At 47.4% G+C, this 15,169-nt stretch carries 14 protein-coding genes; 7 read left to right on the forward strand and 7 right to left on the reverse strand.

Features of this window, described 5'->3' with window-relative positions; translation table 11 throughout:
• Nucleotides 1–9: 9 nt before the first annotated feature.
• From KNO98_RS08800 to ybaK, 5 genes are all read right to left on the reverse strand, one after another.
• Nucleotides 10–1,077 (reverse strand): glycosyltransferase family 2 protein, encoded by a 1,068-nt coding sequence (locus KNO98_RS08800; protein ID WP_214700526.1) that lies wholly within the window; start codon nucleotides 1,075–1,077, stop codon nucleotides 10–12.
• Entirely contained in the window at nucleotides 1,074–1,772 is a 699-nt protein-coding gene (locus KNO98_RS08805; RefSeq protein ID WP_214700527.1) for a lysophospholipid acyltransferase family protein, read from the reverse strand. Before KNO98_RS08805 ends, KNO98_RS08800 begins: the two co-directional genes overlap by 4 nt.
• Nucleotides 1,738–2,487: a carotenoid biosynthesis protein gene (locus tag KNO98_RS08810; protein ID WP_214700528.1), complete on the reverse strand. Its 750-nt coding sequence runs from the start codon at nucleotides 2,485–2,487 to the stop codon at nucleotides 1,738–1,740. Before KNO98_RS08810 ends, KNO98_RS08805 begins: the two co-directional genes overlap by 35 nt.
• Before the next feature lie 89 nt (nucleotides 2,488–2,576).
• Entirely contained in the window at nucleotides 2,577–3,275 is a 699-nt protein-coding gene (pssA, locus tag KNO98_RS08815; protein ID WP_214700530.1) for a CDP-diacylglycerol--serine O-phosphatidyltransferase, read from the reverse strand.
• A gap of 19 nt (nucleotides 3,276–3,294) precedes the next feature.
• A complete protein-coding gene (ybaK, locus tag KNO98_RS08820) occupies nucleotides 3,295–3,759 on the reverse strand; it encodes a Cys-tRNA(Pro) deacylase (RefSeq protein ID WP_214700531.1) in 465 nt (154 codons plus the stop codon).
• A 144-nt stretch (nucleotides 3,760–3,903) separates the two neighbouring features.
• Here ybaK and KNO98_RS08825 point away from each other — a divergent pair, with 144 nt between their 5' ends.
• Entirely contained in the window at nucleotides 3,904–4,644 is a 741-nt protein-coding gene (locus KNO98_RS08825) for an enoyl-CoA hydratase/isomerase family protein (protein WP_251129561.1), read from the forward strand.
• A gap of 25 nt (nucleotides 4,645–4,669) precedes the next feature.
• Here KNO98_RS08825 and KNO98_RS08830 read toward each other — a convergent pair whose 3' ends face one another.
• Both KNO98_RS08830 and KNO98_RS08835 read right to left on the reverse strand, forming a co-directional pair.
• The gene (locus KNO98_RS08830; protein WP_214700535.1) at nucleotides 4,670–6,028 is read right to left on the reverse strand and encodes an MATE family efflux transporter; all 1,359 of its coding nucleotides are present in this window, start codon (nucleotides 6,026–6,028) and stop codon (nucleotides 4,670–4,672) included.
• A gap of 159 nt (nucleotides 6,029–6,187) precedes the next feature.
• Nucleotides 6,188–7,972 (reverse strand): glycoside hydrolase family 13 protein, encoded by a 1,785-nt coding sequence (locus tag KNO98_RS08835; protein ID WP_214700537.1) that lies wholly within the window; start codon nucleotides 7,970–7,972, stop codon nucleotides 6,188–6,190.
• Between the two features lie 371 nt (nucleotides 7,973–8,343).
• Between KNO98_RS08835 and KNO98_RS08840 the strand changes: the two genes are divergently transcribed.
• The 6 genes from KNO98_RS08840 (at nucleotide 8,344) to KNO98_RS08865 (ending at nucleotide 15,061) form a co-directional block, all read left to right on the forward strand.
• Nucleotides 8,344–9,609 (forward strand): extracellular solute-binding protein, encoded by a 1,266-nt coding sequence (locus tag KNO98_RS08840; protein WP_214700538.1) that lies wholly within the window; start codon nucleotides 8,344–8,346, stop codon nucleotides 9,607–9,609.
• A gap of 105 nt (nucleotides 9,610–9,714) precedes the next feature.
• A complete protein-coding gene (locus KNO98_RS08845; RefSeq protein WP_026826628.1) occupies nucleotides 9,715–11,067 on the forward strand; it encodes a carbohydrate ABC transporter permease in 1,353 nt (450 codons plus the stop codon).
• Between the two features lies 1 nt (nucleotide 11,068).
• A complete protein-coding gene (locus tag KNO98_RS08850) occupies nucleotides 11,069–11,902 on the forward strand; it encodes a sugar ABC transporter permease (RefSeq protein ID WP_026826627.1) in 834 nt (277 codons plus the stop codon).
• Nucleotides 11,903–11,925: 23 nt separating this feature from the next.
• Nucleotides 11,926–13,428, forward strand: coding sequence for an alpha-amylase family glycosyl hydrolase (locus KNO98_RS08855; RefSeq protein ID WP_214700539.1), 1,503 nt, complete (start codon nucleotides 11,926–11,928; stop codon nucleotides 13,426–13,428).
• 50 nt (nucleotides 13,429–13,478) lie between these two features.
• A complete protein-coding gene (locus KNO98_RS08860) occupies nucleotides 13,479–14,537 on the forward strand; it encodes a LacI family DNA-binding transcriptional regulator (protein ID WP_026826625.1) in 1,059 nt (352 codons plus the stop codon).
• 116 nt (nucleotides 14,538–14,653) lie between these two features.
• Nucleotides 14,654–15,061 (forward strand): YflT domain-containing protein, encoded by a 408-nt coding sequence (locus KNO98_RS08865; RefSeq protein WP_026826624.1) that lies wholly within the window; start codon nucleotides 14,654–14,656, stop codon nucleotides 15,059–15,061.
• Nucleotides 15,062–15,169 lie beyond the last annotated feature (108 nt).

The following is a 15,169-nucleotide window of genomic DNA, read 5'->3' on the forward strand; positions in this document are numbered from 1 at the left end:
GACGTGTGTTTAAGAATAGTGACGACCTTTCCAAGTGATAGGCAACCGTCTCCATTTTCGGATGACGGCGTTTCCGAGTAAGATTAAATAAGCGATTAAACTGAGTGGATGTAACCATGAACCAGATCCATTTGACTTCACATCGACAGCGAGGCGCGCAAGGAGCACGAAGAGTGCCGCACTGACCGTTTGCCAACTTGGTGAAAATATCCATGCGAGCATGGCGGTCAACTGGATGCCATAATACGTCATAAAGTACAAGGCGAGTCCTACTGATTCATTCATTCCCTTGAATACGTTTTTTGAAAACCCGGTCCAGACTTCTTCGTTCGTCTCATACATGTCGCAGGAGATGAAAGGGGAGACTTGGACGAGTGATGTGACTTTTTTATGCCGTTTGAACGTTCGGCACAAATCGATATCATCAATCAACGATGTTCGAATCGAAGCATGTCCGCCAACTGCTTCATAACTGATGCGTTCGACGAGTACGTTCATCCCATTTGCTGCCGCAAATGCCGGATGTTTCACTTTACGCCAAAACAAAGGCAGATGTTGGGCGATGAGAACATGTTGCATCGGAATCAACAATTTCCCGAGAAATGTCGACGTTGGAAATTGAGGGAATCCTGATAAAAAGACAGCCTGTTCGCGGTCGAGCGTAGCGTGCATACGTGCGATAAAGCTTGGATCGATCGTGACATCCGCATCTAAAAACAGAAGGTACGGTTCGGTCGTGCGCGTTCCTAGTTGATGGCAGGCATGTACCTTCCCGGACCAGTCACTAGGTAAGGGAACACCATGAATCATCGTGAAACGAGAATCGTCCGCAATGGCAAGAGTCAACTTTTCGAATGTATCGTCTTCGGAGCGATCTTCATATATGTAGACATGTGTCCCTTCCGGTATCGACTGCTTTAGATTGGAAATGAGTCGGTCGACATGTCGAGACTCGTTTCGCATCGGAATGCAGACAGCTGTCGCTGGTGTCCGTCCTGGGTTTGCGAGTGGTCTTAAAAACAGTAGATTGACAATTGTGAAGAGAAGCATCGAGAGGGCGGCGATCCATAAGATCATGAGCGTCCCCTCCCAAGTCGGAGCATCGCTTCTGTCCATTCGGCAAGATTGCGACGTGGTCGAAAGAGCGGGATATAGGCATCAGACCGAACGATGGCGTCTTGTCTCACATCGTCATAAAGCCCTTCAAGTGCTTGCGCGATTTCTTGTTTTTGTGACCGCCGCGACGTCGAGGTCACGGCGTACTTCCGAAAGCGGACGTACACAATCGGTTCAGCATGTTTTTCAAACGAATAATACATAGCACATAACTGAATGGGGCGGTCGTTCAGTAGCAGTGTCGCTCCGGATTCGATTTCAACGGGACGCTGCTCCTGTGGCATCTCTCGACCTTGAGGAAACATCCACACGGATTTTCCGGATGTGAGCAATTCGTTTGCATAAGCAAGGGATGCTCGCACATCAGATAAACTGCCTTTTTTTACAGAGAAGGCACCGAGATGTCGAAAGAACGGGAAGCGGTGCAGTCCATCCTCGTCCATCAATACATGAATGTCGTGCCTTAAAAAATGTTCGTTAATCATATACATGATGAGACCGTCCCACCAGGCGCTATGTGTACTTAAAAATAACCCTGGAGTCGGAACATCGTCTGTTCGGATGAAGATATTATGGAACGTCGGGCGAATCTGACGCTCTCGCACAAACGTCGAGAACAGATTATTGAAACATTTCTTTTTGTGTGACTCGATCATTGCGGCTTCTCCTTTCAAGTAGCATTACCCCGGACGTGAAGACGCTGAGGATTCCAATCCCGTAAAGACCGGCGTTGACGGCTGTGACACCAAAGAGCGCATGGAGCATGACGAACAAATACACGCCGTGTTGGATAAACAACGAGTCGATTGCTCGTTCATGGCGCTGCAGCAACCATGAAAAGAGGAGAGATAATCCGAACCATCCAATAAAGTTTTGCGTTGGAATATCGTAATATAACCCGTCGTTTGCCCATTCCCAATAACCTTTCACGTTTGCAGCAACCGGGTCGATTGCCATATCAAGCCAAACCGCAAGAATCGGGACGAGCCATAATGTCTTGTTGCGGAATGTGAACAGGCGTGCCACGGCAAAACTTGAACCGATGACGGCAAGCCATGCAGCACCGATGGTGACCGGAACGCCGAAAAGAGTCGGACCGAACGCCTCGGCATACACGTATTCACTGAAGGGGAATCCGGTTTTTACACCGAGCGTCTCGACTGCGATTGACCCGAAAAAAATAAATGGGACAATCCAAACGCCTTGTCGGATCCCTTTGTATAGTATCGTGCCTCCAATTGCACCGGCGAGCCATAAAAAGACAGGGTTTGCCCACTCCAACCACGAAGGAAGGAGATCGAATCCGACTAAAACTAAACCTATGAAATACCAAACGATAAACCATTTCCAAATAAACGGATACACTTTCATTTCATCACCTCTTCTTTCATTCTAAAGGTCATCTTAGTCTAGGTCTAACAAATACATGTACGAAAAAAGAGCCTCAATGAATGAGACTCTTAATTTGCTAAATTTTTCCGTTTTTTTACGAACGAAAAGGCGATAAATAAGATATAGAAAGGAACAGCGATAAACCAGAAAGTCGGCCATTCTTTCCACCTTGCGAACATCATGTATGTCACATAGATAAGGCTGATCGTGATAATGAATGAGTGACGTGGTAGTGGCACATCTTTAAAACTCGGGATGCGGACACGACTCACCATTAAAAGTGCAAGCCCCGTAAAGAAAATAGGTGTCAACAGTTCGCTGACCCGGTCCCCGAACGTCGTGATGACAGCAAGTAGTCCGCCAGCAGCCGTGATCGGGACACCTGAGAAGTAACTGGCCGAAACGTTTGTAGCGGATAAGTTGAAGCGAGCGAGTCGATAGGCGCCAAAGAGCGGGAAGAGTGCAGCAAAGAATAAACCATAATTACCATAGTCAATAAAGAAGGTGTAATAAGCAAGCATCGCCGGTGCAACTCCGAACGTCACAATGTCGGCGAGAGAGTCCAATTCTTTCCCGAAGTCCCCGGCCACCCCGAGCATACGGGCAAGTCGTCCGTCTAAACTGTCGAGCATCATCGCAATGATGATCAATAGCGTGGCGTTTGAGAAGTCACCACGAGCGGCATAGACGATTGCGACTACACCACAGAATAAGTTTCCGAACGTAAAGGAGTTTGGAATCCACGAACGGATGCGTTCTTTCCACATAATTTTTCCCCCAATAAGGTCATTGGCTGAACCAGTGACCGTTTGTAAATTGCAGTAAATCTTCAGGCGTTAACTCGATTTGGTAGCCGCGTTTCCCGGCAGAAATGGTGATTGTCTCTCTGTCTTTAGCTGCTTCGTGCAGATACATCGGAAACGTTTTTTTTGCCCCAATCGGCGAGACACCACCTCGAATATATCCCGTCAGCGCTTCGAGTTCTTTCATCGGGACTGGCGCTGCTTTCTTCGCCCCCCAAGCTTTTGCGGCTGCTTTTAAATCAATGTCACGTTCTCCAGAGATGAGAAAGAAAGCGTATTGCTTTTTCTCGTTCACGAGACAAATCGTTTTATACAGTTCATCAAGTGGTTTATTCAACGTCATCGCCACATGTTTGGCCGAGACATCGATTTCATCAACTTCGTACGTATGATAAGTGAACGGGATCTTCTTCTGTTTCAATTGCCGAGCGGCGTTTGTCAGTTGCATCTGACTCATCCTTTCGTGACTGACTTCTTTTAGAATAGCAAATAGACCAACTTCCCGGCAATTGAACTTCAAAAAACTTTTCAGTAAAGGAAGGAGTTTAATGGAATGATGAAGAAATGAACAGTGATTCATTTTGAAGGGGGAATGAAAGTGGAGACGATTCAATTGACGACACATAATGGGGTAGGGTGGTTGAAACTGAACCGACCTGAAAAGCTGAACGCCTTGAACGAGACGTTGCTTCGTGAAATGAAAACGGCAATCGACACATTTGATCAAGACGATGCGGTTCGCGTCATCGTCATTGTCGGCGAGGGACGGGCGTTCTCATCCGGACAAGATTTAACGATTGAGAGTGATGCGGATTATGGGGAATATTTAGAGGATGTGTATCATCCACTCGTACGTGCGCTTTTCTCATGCCGTAAACCGCTCATCGCAGGGATTCACGGCGTAGTAGCTGGAGCGGGACTCAGTTTGGCACTTGCGGCAGACGTTCGAATCGTCGCCAAATCGACGAAATTCAGCTCGGCGTTCATTAAAATAGGGTTAGTGGCGGATGCTGGTGGACCGTACCACTTACGTCGACTCATGCGCCACGATCTGGCGCTAGATTGGTTGTGGAATGGCAGTACGATTGACGCGGAGGTCGCGCATACATTCGGGCTCGTCACAGAGTTAGTGGAAGATGCGATGTATACGGAGCGATTGACGACCTATGCAGAGACGCTCGCTGCAAAATCACCAATTGCCGTTCAAGGGATGAAGGCGCTCATGCGAGCCACTTCGTTTGAGGACGGATTGAATGAAGAAATCGAATGGCAGCGGAAGTGTGGGGACACGGACGTTCACCGCCAGGCGATGCAGGCTTTCTTGATGAAATGAAAAAAGCGGCCGCGAGGGCCGCTTTTTACGTGGTTGATTTTGCTTCGAACTGGAATCCTTTTTGTTGCCACGTCCCGTATTTCCAACGACGGAATGCGAAGAAGCCACGGAACCACTCATCGAGGGAGAAGGCGAGCCAAATCCCAAGGATGCCGAGTCCCATTTGAAGACCGAACAAATAACTGAATGCGACAGCGACACCCCACATCGAGGCAATTCCAATCATGACTGGGAAACGCACGTCCCCGACAGACTTCAATGAACCCATCAAGACGATATTCATCGCACGACCCGGCTCTAAGATGAGCGTTGCCCATAAAATCGGTACCCCGACTGCGATGATGTCAGGGTTTGATGTGAAGAGACCGAGTAACGATTCGCTGAATACTGCCAAACCGAGAGAGGCGATGAACGAGGCGAACATGGCAATCTTCAACGTCTTGACGGCGCGATGATACGCCTCTTTGAATCGTTTCCCTCCAATGTCTCGTGCAATCAAAAGCTGTGTCCCTTGAGCGACAGCGACAGTGAACAAGAAGGCGAGCATCGACAAGTTCATCACGTATACACGAGCGGCAAGGGAAGCCTCACCCATCGTTGCGATGAAACCGGTGATGACGATTTGTGATGCTTGATACGACAAGTTCTCTCCGGCAGAAGGAATCCCGATTTGCAGAAGCGACTGGATATCGTCTTTCTTCGGACGAATGACTTCTTTTAACGGGAAGCGAATCATAAGTTTACGCTTGACGAGCCAAAACAAGAGAATCATTGCGGCGAACCGTGCGATTACGATGGCCCAAGCAACACCGGCAACACCGGTTACAGGAAGCCCGAACCAACCAGTGACGGCGAAGACGGCTCCGACTGCAGTAATAATGTCAATCAACAACGTCGCGAGCATGGCGTGCTTCGTCATGCCGTGACTCCGTAGAATCGAACTGAGCGCCATGATCAGCGCTTCGGTAAATAACGACAAGCCGACGATTTGAAGGAACAGCAGGCCGTGCGCGAACAGTTCGTCTGACAGCCCGAATAGGCGTAAGAACGTTTCGCCGAACAAGAAGATGACGACGACCATAATCGCACCGAGCCACATGTTCAAACTGACAGCGGAGCGGGCGAAGTCGCGACTTTTCTTCATGCGCTGTGCCCCGATGGCTTGACCGATCAAAATCGTAGCCCCGACAGACGTCACACTGAAGACAATCAAGAACACGTTTAGAATTTGGTTAGCGACCCCGACGGCCGAAGCGGCGGCATCCGAGTAGTGAGCAAGCATCAATGTGGCGATGATCCCGGTCCCCATATGGAGGGCAAGTTCGATAAAAATCGGCCACGACAGTTTGAACAAGGTGAGCTGTTCCGTTTGTTTCGTCTGCATGTAGTGTATTCTCCCTTTTCTCTATAATTCTTTCTGTTAACTATTTGTTTTGTAAAAATGTCAAAGGTCATCTTACTCCTTATGAAATGAAAAAGAAAGGGGTTTGCTGAATTATTTTCAACAAAAAAATCACCCGAATGAATCAGGTGATTTTCGAAATTATTTCAATTTCAGAATAGCGGCGCTGAATGGTGCGAGTTCGATTTCGAGTGAATCGAGATCACGATCTTGTAAGAGGTCATAGGCGGCGCCACTATAACCGAGCGGATTCAGTTTTGAAGTAGAGTCGGAGTTGTTGAAGTAGACCAAATATGTCTCATCTTTCGTGCATCGTTCGATGATGACGGCGTTGTTGGAATCATCGACTAGGTTGAAGCGATACGAGCCCGCGTTGGCGAGTGCTGGATGGTCTTTCCGTAGCTGGATGAGCTTTTGAATGTAACGGAAGAGATTACGGTCTTCTTCGGCTTCATCCCACGGCATGCAGCGGCGGCATCCCGGATCTTGTTCACCTTCAAGCCCGATTTCGTCCCCGTAGTAGATACATGGACTCCCCGTGTACGTGAGCATCGAAGTCATCAATAGTCTGAATTTCCCTTTATGGCCATTAGCTCGTGTCAAGGCGCGTGGTGTGTCGTGCGAGTCAATCAAGTTGAACGTGACTTCGTTGACGTTCATCGTATTCATCATCTCGACGCGCGTCAATTCGTTTCGGAACTCGGAAGCGGTCGTCCGGTCGAGCGCAAAATAATTGAGACTCGCATTCGTGAACGGATAGTTCATGACGGCATCGAACTGGTCACCTTGGAGCCAAGGTTGTGCGTCGTGCCAAATCTCTCCGAGAATATAGGCTTCCGGATTAGCTTGTTTGACTGCTTTGCGGAAGTCACGCCAGAACGCATGGTCAACTTCGTTGGCGACGTCGAGACGCCAGCCATCGATGCCGAACTCTTCGACCCAGTAACGGGCGACATCTAATAAGTAAGCTTTTAATTCTGGATGTTCGGTGTTGATCTTCGGCATGTTCTTCTCGAATGCGAACGTATCATAGTTTGGCTTCGGTTCCGTCGCAATCGGGAACTCACGAAGGTAGAACCAATCACGGTACTCAGAATCCGAACCGTTCTCCACAACATCTTTAAACCACGGATGATGATACCCGACGTGATTGAAGACGGCGTCGAGCATGACCTTAATGCCGTTCTCATGCAACAGGTCGACCATTTCTTTAAACTTCTCTTTCGTTCCGAACTGTGGATCAATCTCCATATAGTCGAGTGTGTCGTATTTATGGTTTGTCGTCGCTTTAAATATTGGACAGAAATAGATTCCTGTGATGCCGAGTTCGACTAAATGATCAATATGGTCGATGACACCTTGGAAATCGCCACCGAAGAAATTCGTCGTTGTCGGCTCTGTCGAGTTCCATGGGAGAGTTTCTTCTGGATTGAGTGAAGCATCTCCATTGGCGAAGCGATCCGGGAAGATTTGGTACCAAACCGTGTCCTTCACCCATGATGGTGCATGGAAAATGTCGATTGGATTAATGAATGGAACACAGAAGTAATAGCCCGTGTCATCAAGTGGTTTTTCCTCGAACCATCCTTTTTCAGTGTAGACGGCCGTCTCTTGCCCATCATTCAAACGGAAGCCGTAGCGAAGACGTCGGAATGGTGGTTTAATCGCGATGAACCAATAATCATAAGTATCATCGAAACCAATCTTCTCCATTGGAGTTTCGTATGTACGCCAATAGCTCGGCTTACTCGGATCAAAGTTCCACATCGCCGGGTCTTCAGCGTGCCAATCGTAAGGGTCATTCCAAATCAAATCAACCGATTCAATATCACTACGCTTCGTATGGAAACGAACATGGATTGTCTCACGGTCATATTTGTAGACGAATGGGGACATGGCACGATGATAAATCGCTTCTTTCATCATAAGGAAAACAGTCCTTTCTTTAATAGGGGATGACATCATTTTACAACACCGTGCATCAAAGAGAACAGGGGTTGTGAAAACGTTTGCTCAAGCAAAGGTTAATAAAGCGTTTACATTTTGTCAATTGCTGAAGCTTATAAAAATTGTATAAATGAGAACATTTTTTTAAAAATTACATAAATGGGTCAACAGTCGTAAAAAAAGTGTAAAAAAAGACTTGTAAAACGCTTTCACAACTGTATAATAAAAATTGAGGTGAGGATGCAAACGTTTTCACTACCATGTCAATTTCGTAGCGGAGTTTTAAAATTGACGTGGTCGTGCGATTGCGCAAATCTGACCATACTATTTCCTTGGGGAGGTTTTTCATCATGAAGATGAAAAAAATGGTAGCAGGACTTTCAACAGCAGTATTCGCATTCGGTGCACTAGCTGCATGTGGTGGCGGAACAGACAACGAATCTTCTAACGAAGGTGGTTCTTCAAGCGAGAACAAGCCTGAGAAGATCGTCATTTGGGAAGACATCGAAAAGTCTGAAACAACAAAAGAAGTTGCGAAAGCATTCGAAGAAGAGCATGGCGTAAAAGTTGAAGTCGTCGAAGTACAGATGACGGATCAAAAAGACAAGCTCGCGCTTGATGGTCCAGCTGGTAAAGGTCCGGACATCATTCTCGTCCCACACGACCAAATCGGTACAATCGCAGACCAAGGTCACTTGACTCCGATTGCTGACGAAGGTTCACTCGATGCGTTCACTGACGCTTCGAAATCAGCTGTCATGTTCGACGGTCAAGCTTACGGTTACCCGAAATCTGTTGAGACACCAGTTCTCATGTACAACAAAGACTTGATGTCTGAAGCGCCAACATCAATGGACGACCTTTACAAGTTGTCTAACGATGTAAAAGCTGACGGCGAGTATGGATTCCTCGCACTTTGGGATAACTTCTACTTCGCTCACGGTGTTGTTGCAGGATTCGGCGGATACGTGTTCAAAGAAGACGGTGGCGCACTCGACCCAACGGATATCGGTTTGAACAACGAAGGTGCAGTTGAAGGATTCGAATACATCGGTAAATGGTACGAAGAAGGTCTCTTCCCTAAAGGGTTGATCGGTGAGTCTGGTGGCCAAGCGATGGACCAACTCTTCACTGAGAAGAAAGCTCATTCAGTCATGAACGGACCTTGGGCTGTAGCTGGTTACACAGATGCAGGCGTGAACCTCGGAGCGGCTCCAATGCCGACACTTCCAAACGGTGAGCCGATCAAGACGTTCATGGGTGTGAAAACATATGCCCTTTCAGCTTACACAGAAAACCAAGAGTGGGCTGAAATGTTCCTTCAAGAGTTGACGAATGAAGAAAACGCATTGGCAATGTTTGAATCGTACAACGAGATTCCACCAGTAGCAGCACTCGAGTCGAACGAGACAATCACATCGAACGAAGTTGCGAAAGCGGTATTCGATCAAGCGACAAACGCTATCCCAATGCCAAACATTCCTGAAATGGGACAAGTTTGGGAGCCAATGGCACAAGCACTTCAGCTCGTAGCGACTGGTAAACAAGATGCACAAAAATCTGCAGACGATGCAGTCAAAGTCATCGAACAACAAATCCAAGCGAATAACCAATAAGGAATTGAAATGACGGGGTACGCCGCTAGGCGTTCCCCATCATTTTCTAGCATTGAGCAAACGTTTGCTTGATTGATTTGCTCAAATCGAAAGGAGAAACTGAGGATGGCTGCAATTGCGAACCCTAAATCACCGGACCAACGCCCGGATAAGCCTACAAACCATGCTCGGAACGCGGGATTACTTTCCATTATTCCGGGATTCGGACAATTTTATAACAAACAATACGCGAAAGCGGTAGCGTTCTTTATCGTCGTCGTATCTTATTTTGCCGTAAACTATGATCTATTTTTCAAAGGGGCGGGCGCCGGACCAGGTGACCGTGGAGGACTTTGGGGATTGATCACGCTTGGTGAAGTGCCAGGACCTCGTAACGACCACTCCATCTTTTTGATGGTCGAGGGGATTGTCGCGTTAATTTTACTTTTCTTCGGAATCGCGTTCTATATTTGGAACATTCGTGACGCCTATCGTGTCGGTCGCGCTCGTGATCAGCATCTAAACCTTCCATCGTTCCAAATGCAACTTCGCAACTTGCGTGACCATGGATTCCCATACTTAATGTTGATCCCATCACTCATTTTGTTAGTGTTTACAGTTATTCTTCCATTAATCTTTACGTTCTTGATCGCCTTTACGAACTATCGCTACAACAATGCACCACCAGCGAAACTCGTAGAGTGGGTAGGGTTTGAGAACTTTACGCGCATTTTTGAAATCGATATTTTCCGAGACACGTTCGTCGGGGTTCTCGGTTGGACACTTGTCTGGACGGTTGCTTCTACAACTGGTGTTATCGCAATCGGTATTTTCCTTGCGGTGCTCTTGAACCAAGAAGGTCTTCGCTTCCGTCGCTTATTCCGCTCAATCTTGATTCTCTCTTGGGCAGTCCCGGCATTTATCACAATCTTGATTTTCCGTTCGATGTTCAACGAATCGTTTGGGGTGTTCAATACGACGATTCTGCCGGCACTCGGTCTTGATCCAATCAACTGGATGACCGATCCGACGGCTACCCGTTCGGCACTCGTTCTCATTCAATGGTGGCTCGGGTTCCCGTTCATCATGACGCTCATGACAGGTGTGCTTCAATCAATTCCTGGTGATTTGTATGAAGCTGCGACGATTGACGGAGCGACGATTTTTGATAAGTTCCGTTTGATCACATTGCCGATGCTCTTGTTCGCGACAGCACCGATTTTGATCACACAGTTCACGTTCAACTTCAACAACTTCAATATCATTTATCTCTTTAATGGCGGTGGCCCTGCTGTACCTGGACAAACGGCCGGCGGTACCGACATCTTGATTTCTTGGATTTACAAATTGTCCCTCGGTGCCAACCCGCAATACGGACTTGCGGCTGCGATCACGCTCATTCTGTCATTCTTCATCATGACGCTTGCGGTCATCCAGTTCCGTCGGACAAAATCTTTCAAAGACGAGGATATGATCTGATATGAAAAAACAAAAACGAATCAATTTGGCGATCTCGTATGTTATCTTGACGCTTGCGTCGGTCATCATTCTCTATCCGATGCTTTGGGTTGTCGGTACATCGTTCAACCCGGGGCGTACGATTACGTCAACGATTATTCCTTCAAACCCGACATTTGTTCACTACAAAAACTTGTTTGATTTAACGATTTCGGATTATAGTTTATGGTATGTGAACACGTTAAAAATCGCTTTCATTACGATGGCACTCTCTGTCATCTTGGTAACGATTACTGGATACGTCTTCTCGCGCTACCGTTTCGTTGGACGGAAAAACTCGCTCGTCTTGTTCCTCGTCCTTCAAATGGTGCCACAGTTCGTTGCAATCATCGCGATTTATGTATTGCTCAACATGCTCGGTCTTCTTGACACACATACAGCGCTCATCTTGCTCTATGCAGGTGGTGCGATTCCGATGAACACGTACTTGGCGAAAGGGTACTTCGACACGATTCCGAAAGAACTTGACGAAGCTGCTCGAATGGATGGTGCCGGTCACCTCCGAATCTTTTGGCAAATCATCTTGCCGCTTGCGAAGCCGATTGTCGCAACGATTGCTCTCTTTAACTTCATGGGACCATTCAACGACTTTATTTTGGCATCGCTCGTCCTTCGTTCACCAGAGAAACAAACATTGGCAGTTGGTCTTTACAACATGATCTCGAAACAATTTGATAACAACTTCACGTTGTTCGCGGCAGGTGCTGTCCTTTCAGCCCTCCCGATCGTCATCTTGTTCTTCATGTTCCAACGCTACTTCGTTTCTGGCCTAACAGCGGGTGGTACGAAAGGATAATACTCGTAAAAGGAGGAAGCGATATGAGACGAGGCGTCGTGCTCGTGCTCCTGTCGCTTCTTTTGTTTCCGACTATCGTCGGAGCAAAGGAAGCTGCTACTTGGGAACAAGAACGCATGTATTTTATTATGGTCGACCGTTTTGTTGACGGGAACCCCGACAACAATGAACAGGTAGACAAAGACGATCCGAAAGCTTTTCATGGCGGGGACATCCGTGGAGTCATTGAAAAACTCGATTATATCGAGTCACTCGGGTTCACGTCGATTTGGTTAACACCCGTCTTTGAAAATATGCCGGACGGCTATCACGGGTACTGGATAAAAGATTTCTACAACATCGACCCGCAATTTGGGACGAAAGAGGATTTACAAGAGCTCGTCGCTGAGGCGCACAAGCGAGACATGAAAGTCATCCTCGACTTCGTCGTCAACCACGTCGGTCCGAACCATCCATGGGTGGAAGAAAAGCCGGAATGGTTCCACGAGCAACTACCAATCGTATTTTGGAAAGACCAGGAGCAAGTCGAGACGCACTGGTTGTTCGACTTACCTGACTTCAAAACAGAGGATCCGGAAGTCAAGTCGTATTTGATTGACGCGGCGAAGTACTGGATCGAAGAGACGGACATCGACGGCTATCGCCTCGATACGGTTCGTCACGTCGACAAAGCATTTTGGAAAGACTTTGTCGAAGGTGTTCGGTCGGTCGACCCTGACTTTTACTTACTCGCCGAAGTGTTCGACCCGGATCCGAAATATGTCGCACAATATGATAATCTTGGATTCAACAGCATCACAAACTTTACGTTTTATGATCGGGTGTCGAAAACGATGACGCAAAAACAGGCGAATGTCGACGAAATCGATGTTGCCGCAAGCTATGCAGAAACGTTCTTCAACGACCCGAACCAAATGGCGACGTTCCTCGATAACCATGATGTCGAACGTTTCATGCATATGGCAGAACTCGGCGACGTGAAGTCAGCAGAACGACGGTTACGCCTCGGGTTGTTCGCGCTTTATGCGTCACCTGGCATGCCGATCGTCTTCCAAGGAACAGAAAATGCACAGACCGGCGGAGCCGACCCGGCGAACCGTGTTATGACGGAATTCCCGGGAAATGAAGAATTGCATGAATACATGGCGACGATGAATCGCATGCGTGAAGAATACCCAGTATTTGCGACTGGTGAACAACGCATGATTGCATCCGAAGATGGGATGGCTGTCTTTGAGCGGAAAGATGGAGATGGCATCGCGTTATATGCAATCAACATGAACAGCGAGGATCGAGAGATTGAAATCGATGTCAATGAAATCGGGGAAGATACGAGACTTCGCGGTCTATTATTCTCACAACTGGTCACAGATCGGCGCGGAACGTTTACAATTGAACTATCTGGTGAAAGTGCGAACGCTTACATTGTTGAGGAGTCATCGGTAAATCCATGGATGATGGGATTACTTGTCGTCACGATTCCGATTTTCTTGACAGGTTTGGTCATGTGGAAGCGCCGCAAATAAAGAAATGAAACGCCGTAAGGTATGAATTCACGGAAGCAGGGGGGAACACCATGCAAATTACAATCAAAGATGTTGCGAAGCATGCGAACGTCGCGCCGTCGACAGTATCTCGTGTCATCGCCAACAGCCCAAGAATCAGCCAAAAGACAAAAGAACGGGTTAGAAGTTCGATGGAAGAGCTAGGGTATCATCCAAACATTCATGCGAGAAGTCTCGCGAACCGCTCAACGCAGTCGATTGGTCTCGTCATGCCGAGTGCGGCGACAAAAACGCTCCAAAATCCATTTTTCCCTGAAGTGTTGCGAGGTATCAGCACGAAGGCGCACCAAAATGGATACTCTCTCTATATGACAACTGGAGTGACAGAGGAAGAAGTACTGTCCGGTGTCATTGAAATGGTACAAGGACGACGTGTCGACGGCGTGATCGTCCTCTATTCACGGGAAGACGACCAAGTCGTCCAATATTTACGTCAAACGAAGTTTCCGTTCGTCGTGGTCGGGAAGCCGTTCGGGGACGCTTCTTCGATCACATATGTCGATACGGACAACTATCTTGCCGGTCGTGAGGTGACGAAACATCTTTACAACCTAGGTCACCGTCGAATCGCCTTCATCGGTGGATCGGACAAACTTGCGGTGACACAAGACCGTCGGAACGGTTATGCGACCGCCCTCATGGAAGCGGGCATTCCGGTATGTGAAGACTATATTGCACGTGCTGAATTTATGACGAAAGGCGGAGCGATGGCTGTCCGTGAGTTACTTCAGAACGAAGAACCACCAACGGCCGTCGTTGTCAGTGATGATATGATGGCGCTCGGTGTCATCAGCACACTCAGTGAGATGGGACTTAAAATTCCTGAAGACGTCGCCGTCGTCAGTTTCAACAATGTCTATATCGCAGAGCACTCCAATCCGCCACTCACGTCGGTTGAAATCAATATTTTCGGTCTTGGATTCGAAGCGACGAACTGTTTGATTGAACAGATTAGTGATAGTGCCCCACCTTATGGGAAACGCGTCATCGTGCCTCATTATCTGGTCGTACGTCAATCGTGCGGACAGAAGGATAGCAAGACGGTGGAGACACTTGAATCGAATTCTTGAATGATCTAAACGACTTCGCGTGAGCGAGGTCGTTTTTTGCATATCCTGGTGATTGAAGCTAAAAGAAGAAGGGAACATCTTTCAAGAATGAACTGAAATCGAAAGGAAGGATTAATATGAGTAAAAGACGATTTGTCGGAACATATGAAACAAAAGGGAATCTTCTCTCCAAAATCAATGAGCTGAAAGAAAATGGCTATGATGAAGGTGAATTATACGTTGTGACTGAGCAGGAAGACGAGGTTCGGGTCGTCAAGCGTGAGACAAACGTAAAAGTGGAAGAAGGCGATACGTCTTGGCTAGACAACATCCAAGGAGGAAAGAGTCAAGACGTGAAGCAAGTTCTTAGTGATTTAGGCATCTCAAATGATGAGGTGGATCATGCGCATTCACAAGTCAAGCAAGGTGGATACGCTCTCATCATCGACGAACCCGATACGGGATTCAATGATGGACGGAGCGATGTTTTTGAAGGACATGAAGCGAATGCCGCGTTCGGTGAAAATCAAGAAGACCATAAATGATGATTCATTTAGACTGCCTCGGCAAAAGGCAGTCTTTTTTTTCTGAAAAAATGTGAAAAAAAAAGAAAGAAAAAGTTTTATGCAAACGATTGCATTCTGAGTTCAGTT

Source organism: Exiguobacterium sp. s57 (assembly GCF_018617685.1).
Classification (GTDB): Bacteria; Bacillota; Bacilli; order Exiguobacteriales; family Exiguobacteriaceae; genus Exiguobacterium; species Exiguobacterium marinum.

Excerpts from the sequence above, each read along its gene's own strand:
- KNO98_RS08805 (WP_214700527.1), bottom strand. The coding sequence starts at position 1,772 with ATGATCGAGTCACACAAAAAGAAATGTTTCAATAATCTGTTCTCGACG.
- KNO98_RS08830 (WP_214700535.1), bottom strand. The coding sequence starts at position 6,028 with ATGCAGACGAAACAAACGGAACAGCTCACCTTGTTCAAACTGTCGTGG.
- KNO98_RS08865 (WP_026826624.1), top strand. The coding sequence starts at position 14,654 with ATGAGTAAAAGACGATTTGTCGGAACATATGAAACAAAAGGGAATCTT.
- KNO98_RS08845 (WP_026826628.1), top strand. The coding sequence starts at position 9,715 with ATGGCTGCAATTGCGAACCCTAAATCACCGGACCAACGCCCGGATAAG.
- KNO98_RS08855 (WP_214700539.1), top strand. The coding sequence starts at position 11,926 with ATGAGACGAGGCGTCGTGCTCGTGCTCCTGTCGCTTCTTTTGTTTCCG.
- KNO98_RS08825 (WP_251129561.1), top strand. The coding sequence starts at position 3,904 with ATGAAAGTGGAGACGATTCAATTGACGACACATAATGGGGTAGGGTGG.
- KNO98_RS08835 (WP_214700537.1), bottom strand. The coding sequence starts at position 7,972 with ATGATGAAAGAAGCGATTTATCATCGTGCCATGTCCCCATTCGTCTAC.
- pssA (WP_214700530.1), bottom strand. The coding sequence starts at position 3,275 with ATGTGGAAAGAACGCATCCGTTCGTGGATTCCAAACTCCTTTACGTTC.
- KNO98_RS08860 (WP_026826625.1), top strand. The coding sequence starts at position 13,479 with ATGCAAATTACAATCAAAGATGTTGCGAAGCATGCGAACGTCGCGCCG.
- KNO98_RS08840 (WP_214700538.1), top strand. The coding sequence starts at position 8,344 with ATGAAGATGAAAAAAATGGTAGCAGGACTTTCAACAGCAGTATTCGCA.
- KNO98_RS08850 (WP_026826627.1), top strand. The coding sequence starts at position 11,069 with ATGAAAAAACAAAAACGAATCAATTTGGCGATCTCGTATGTTATCTTG.
- KNO98_RS08810 (WP_214700528.1), bottom strand. The coding sequence starts at position 2,487 with ATGAAAGTGTATCCGTTTATTTGGAAATGGTTTATCGTTTGGTATTTC.
- KNO98_RS08800 (WP_214700526.1), bottom strand. The coding sequence starts at position 1,077 with ATGATCTTATGGATCGCCGCCCTCTCGATGCTTCTCTTCACAATTGTC.
- ybaK (WP_214700531.1), bottom strand. The coding sequence starts at position 3,759 with ATGCAACTGACAAACGCCGCTCGGCAATTGAAACAGAAGAAGATCCCG.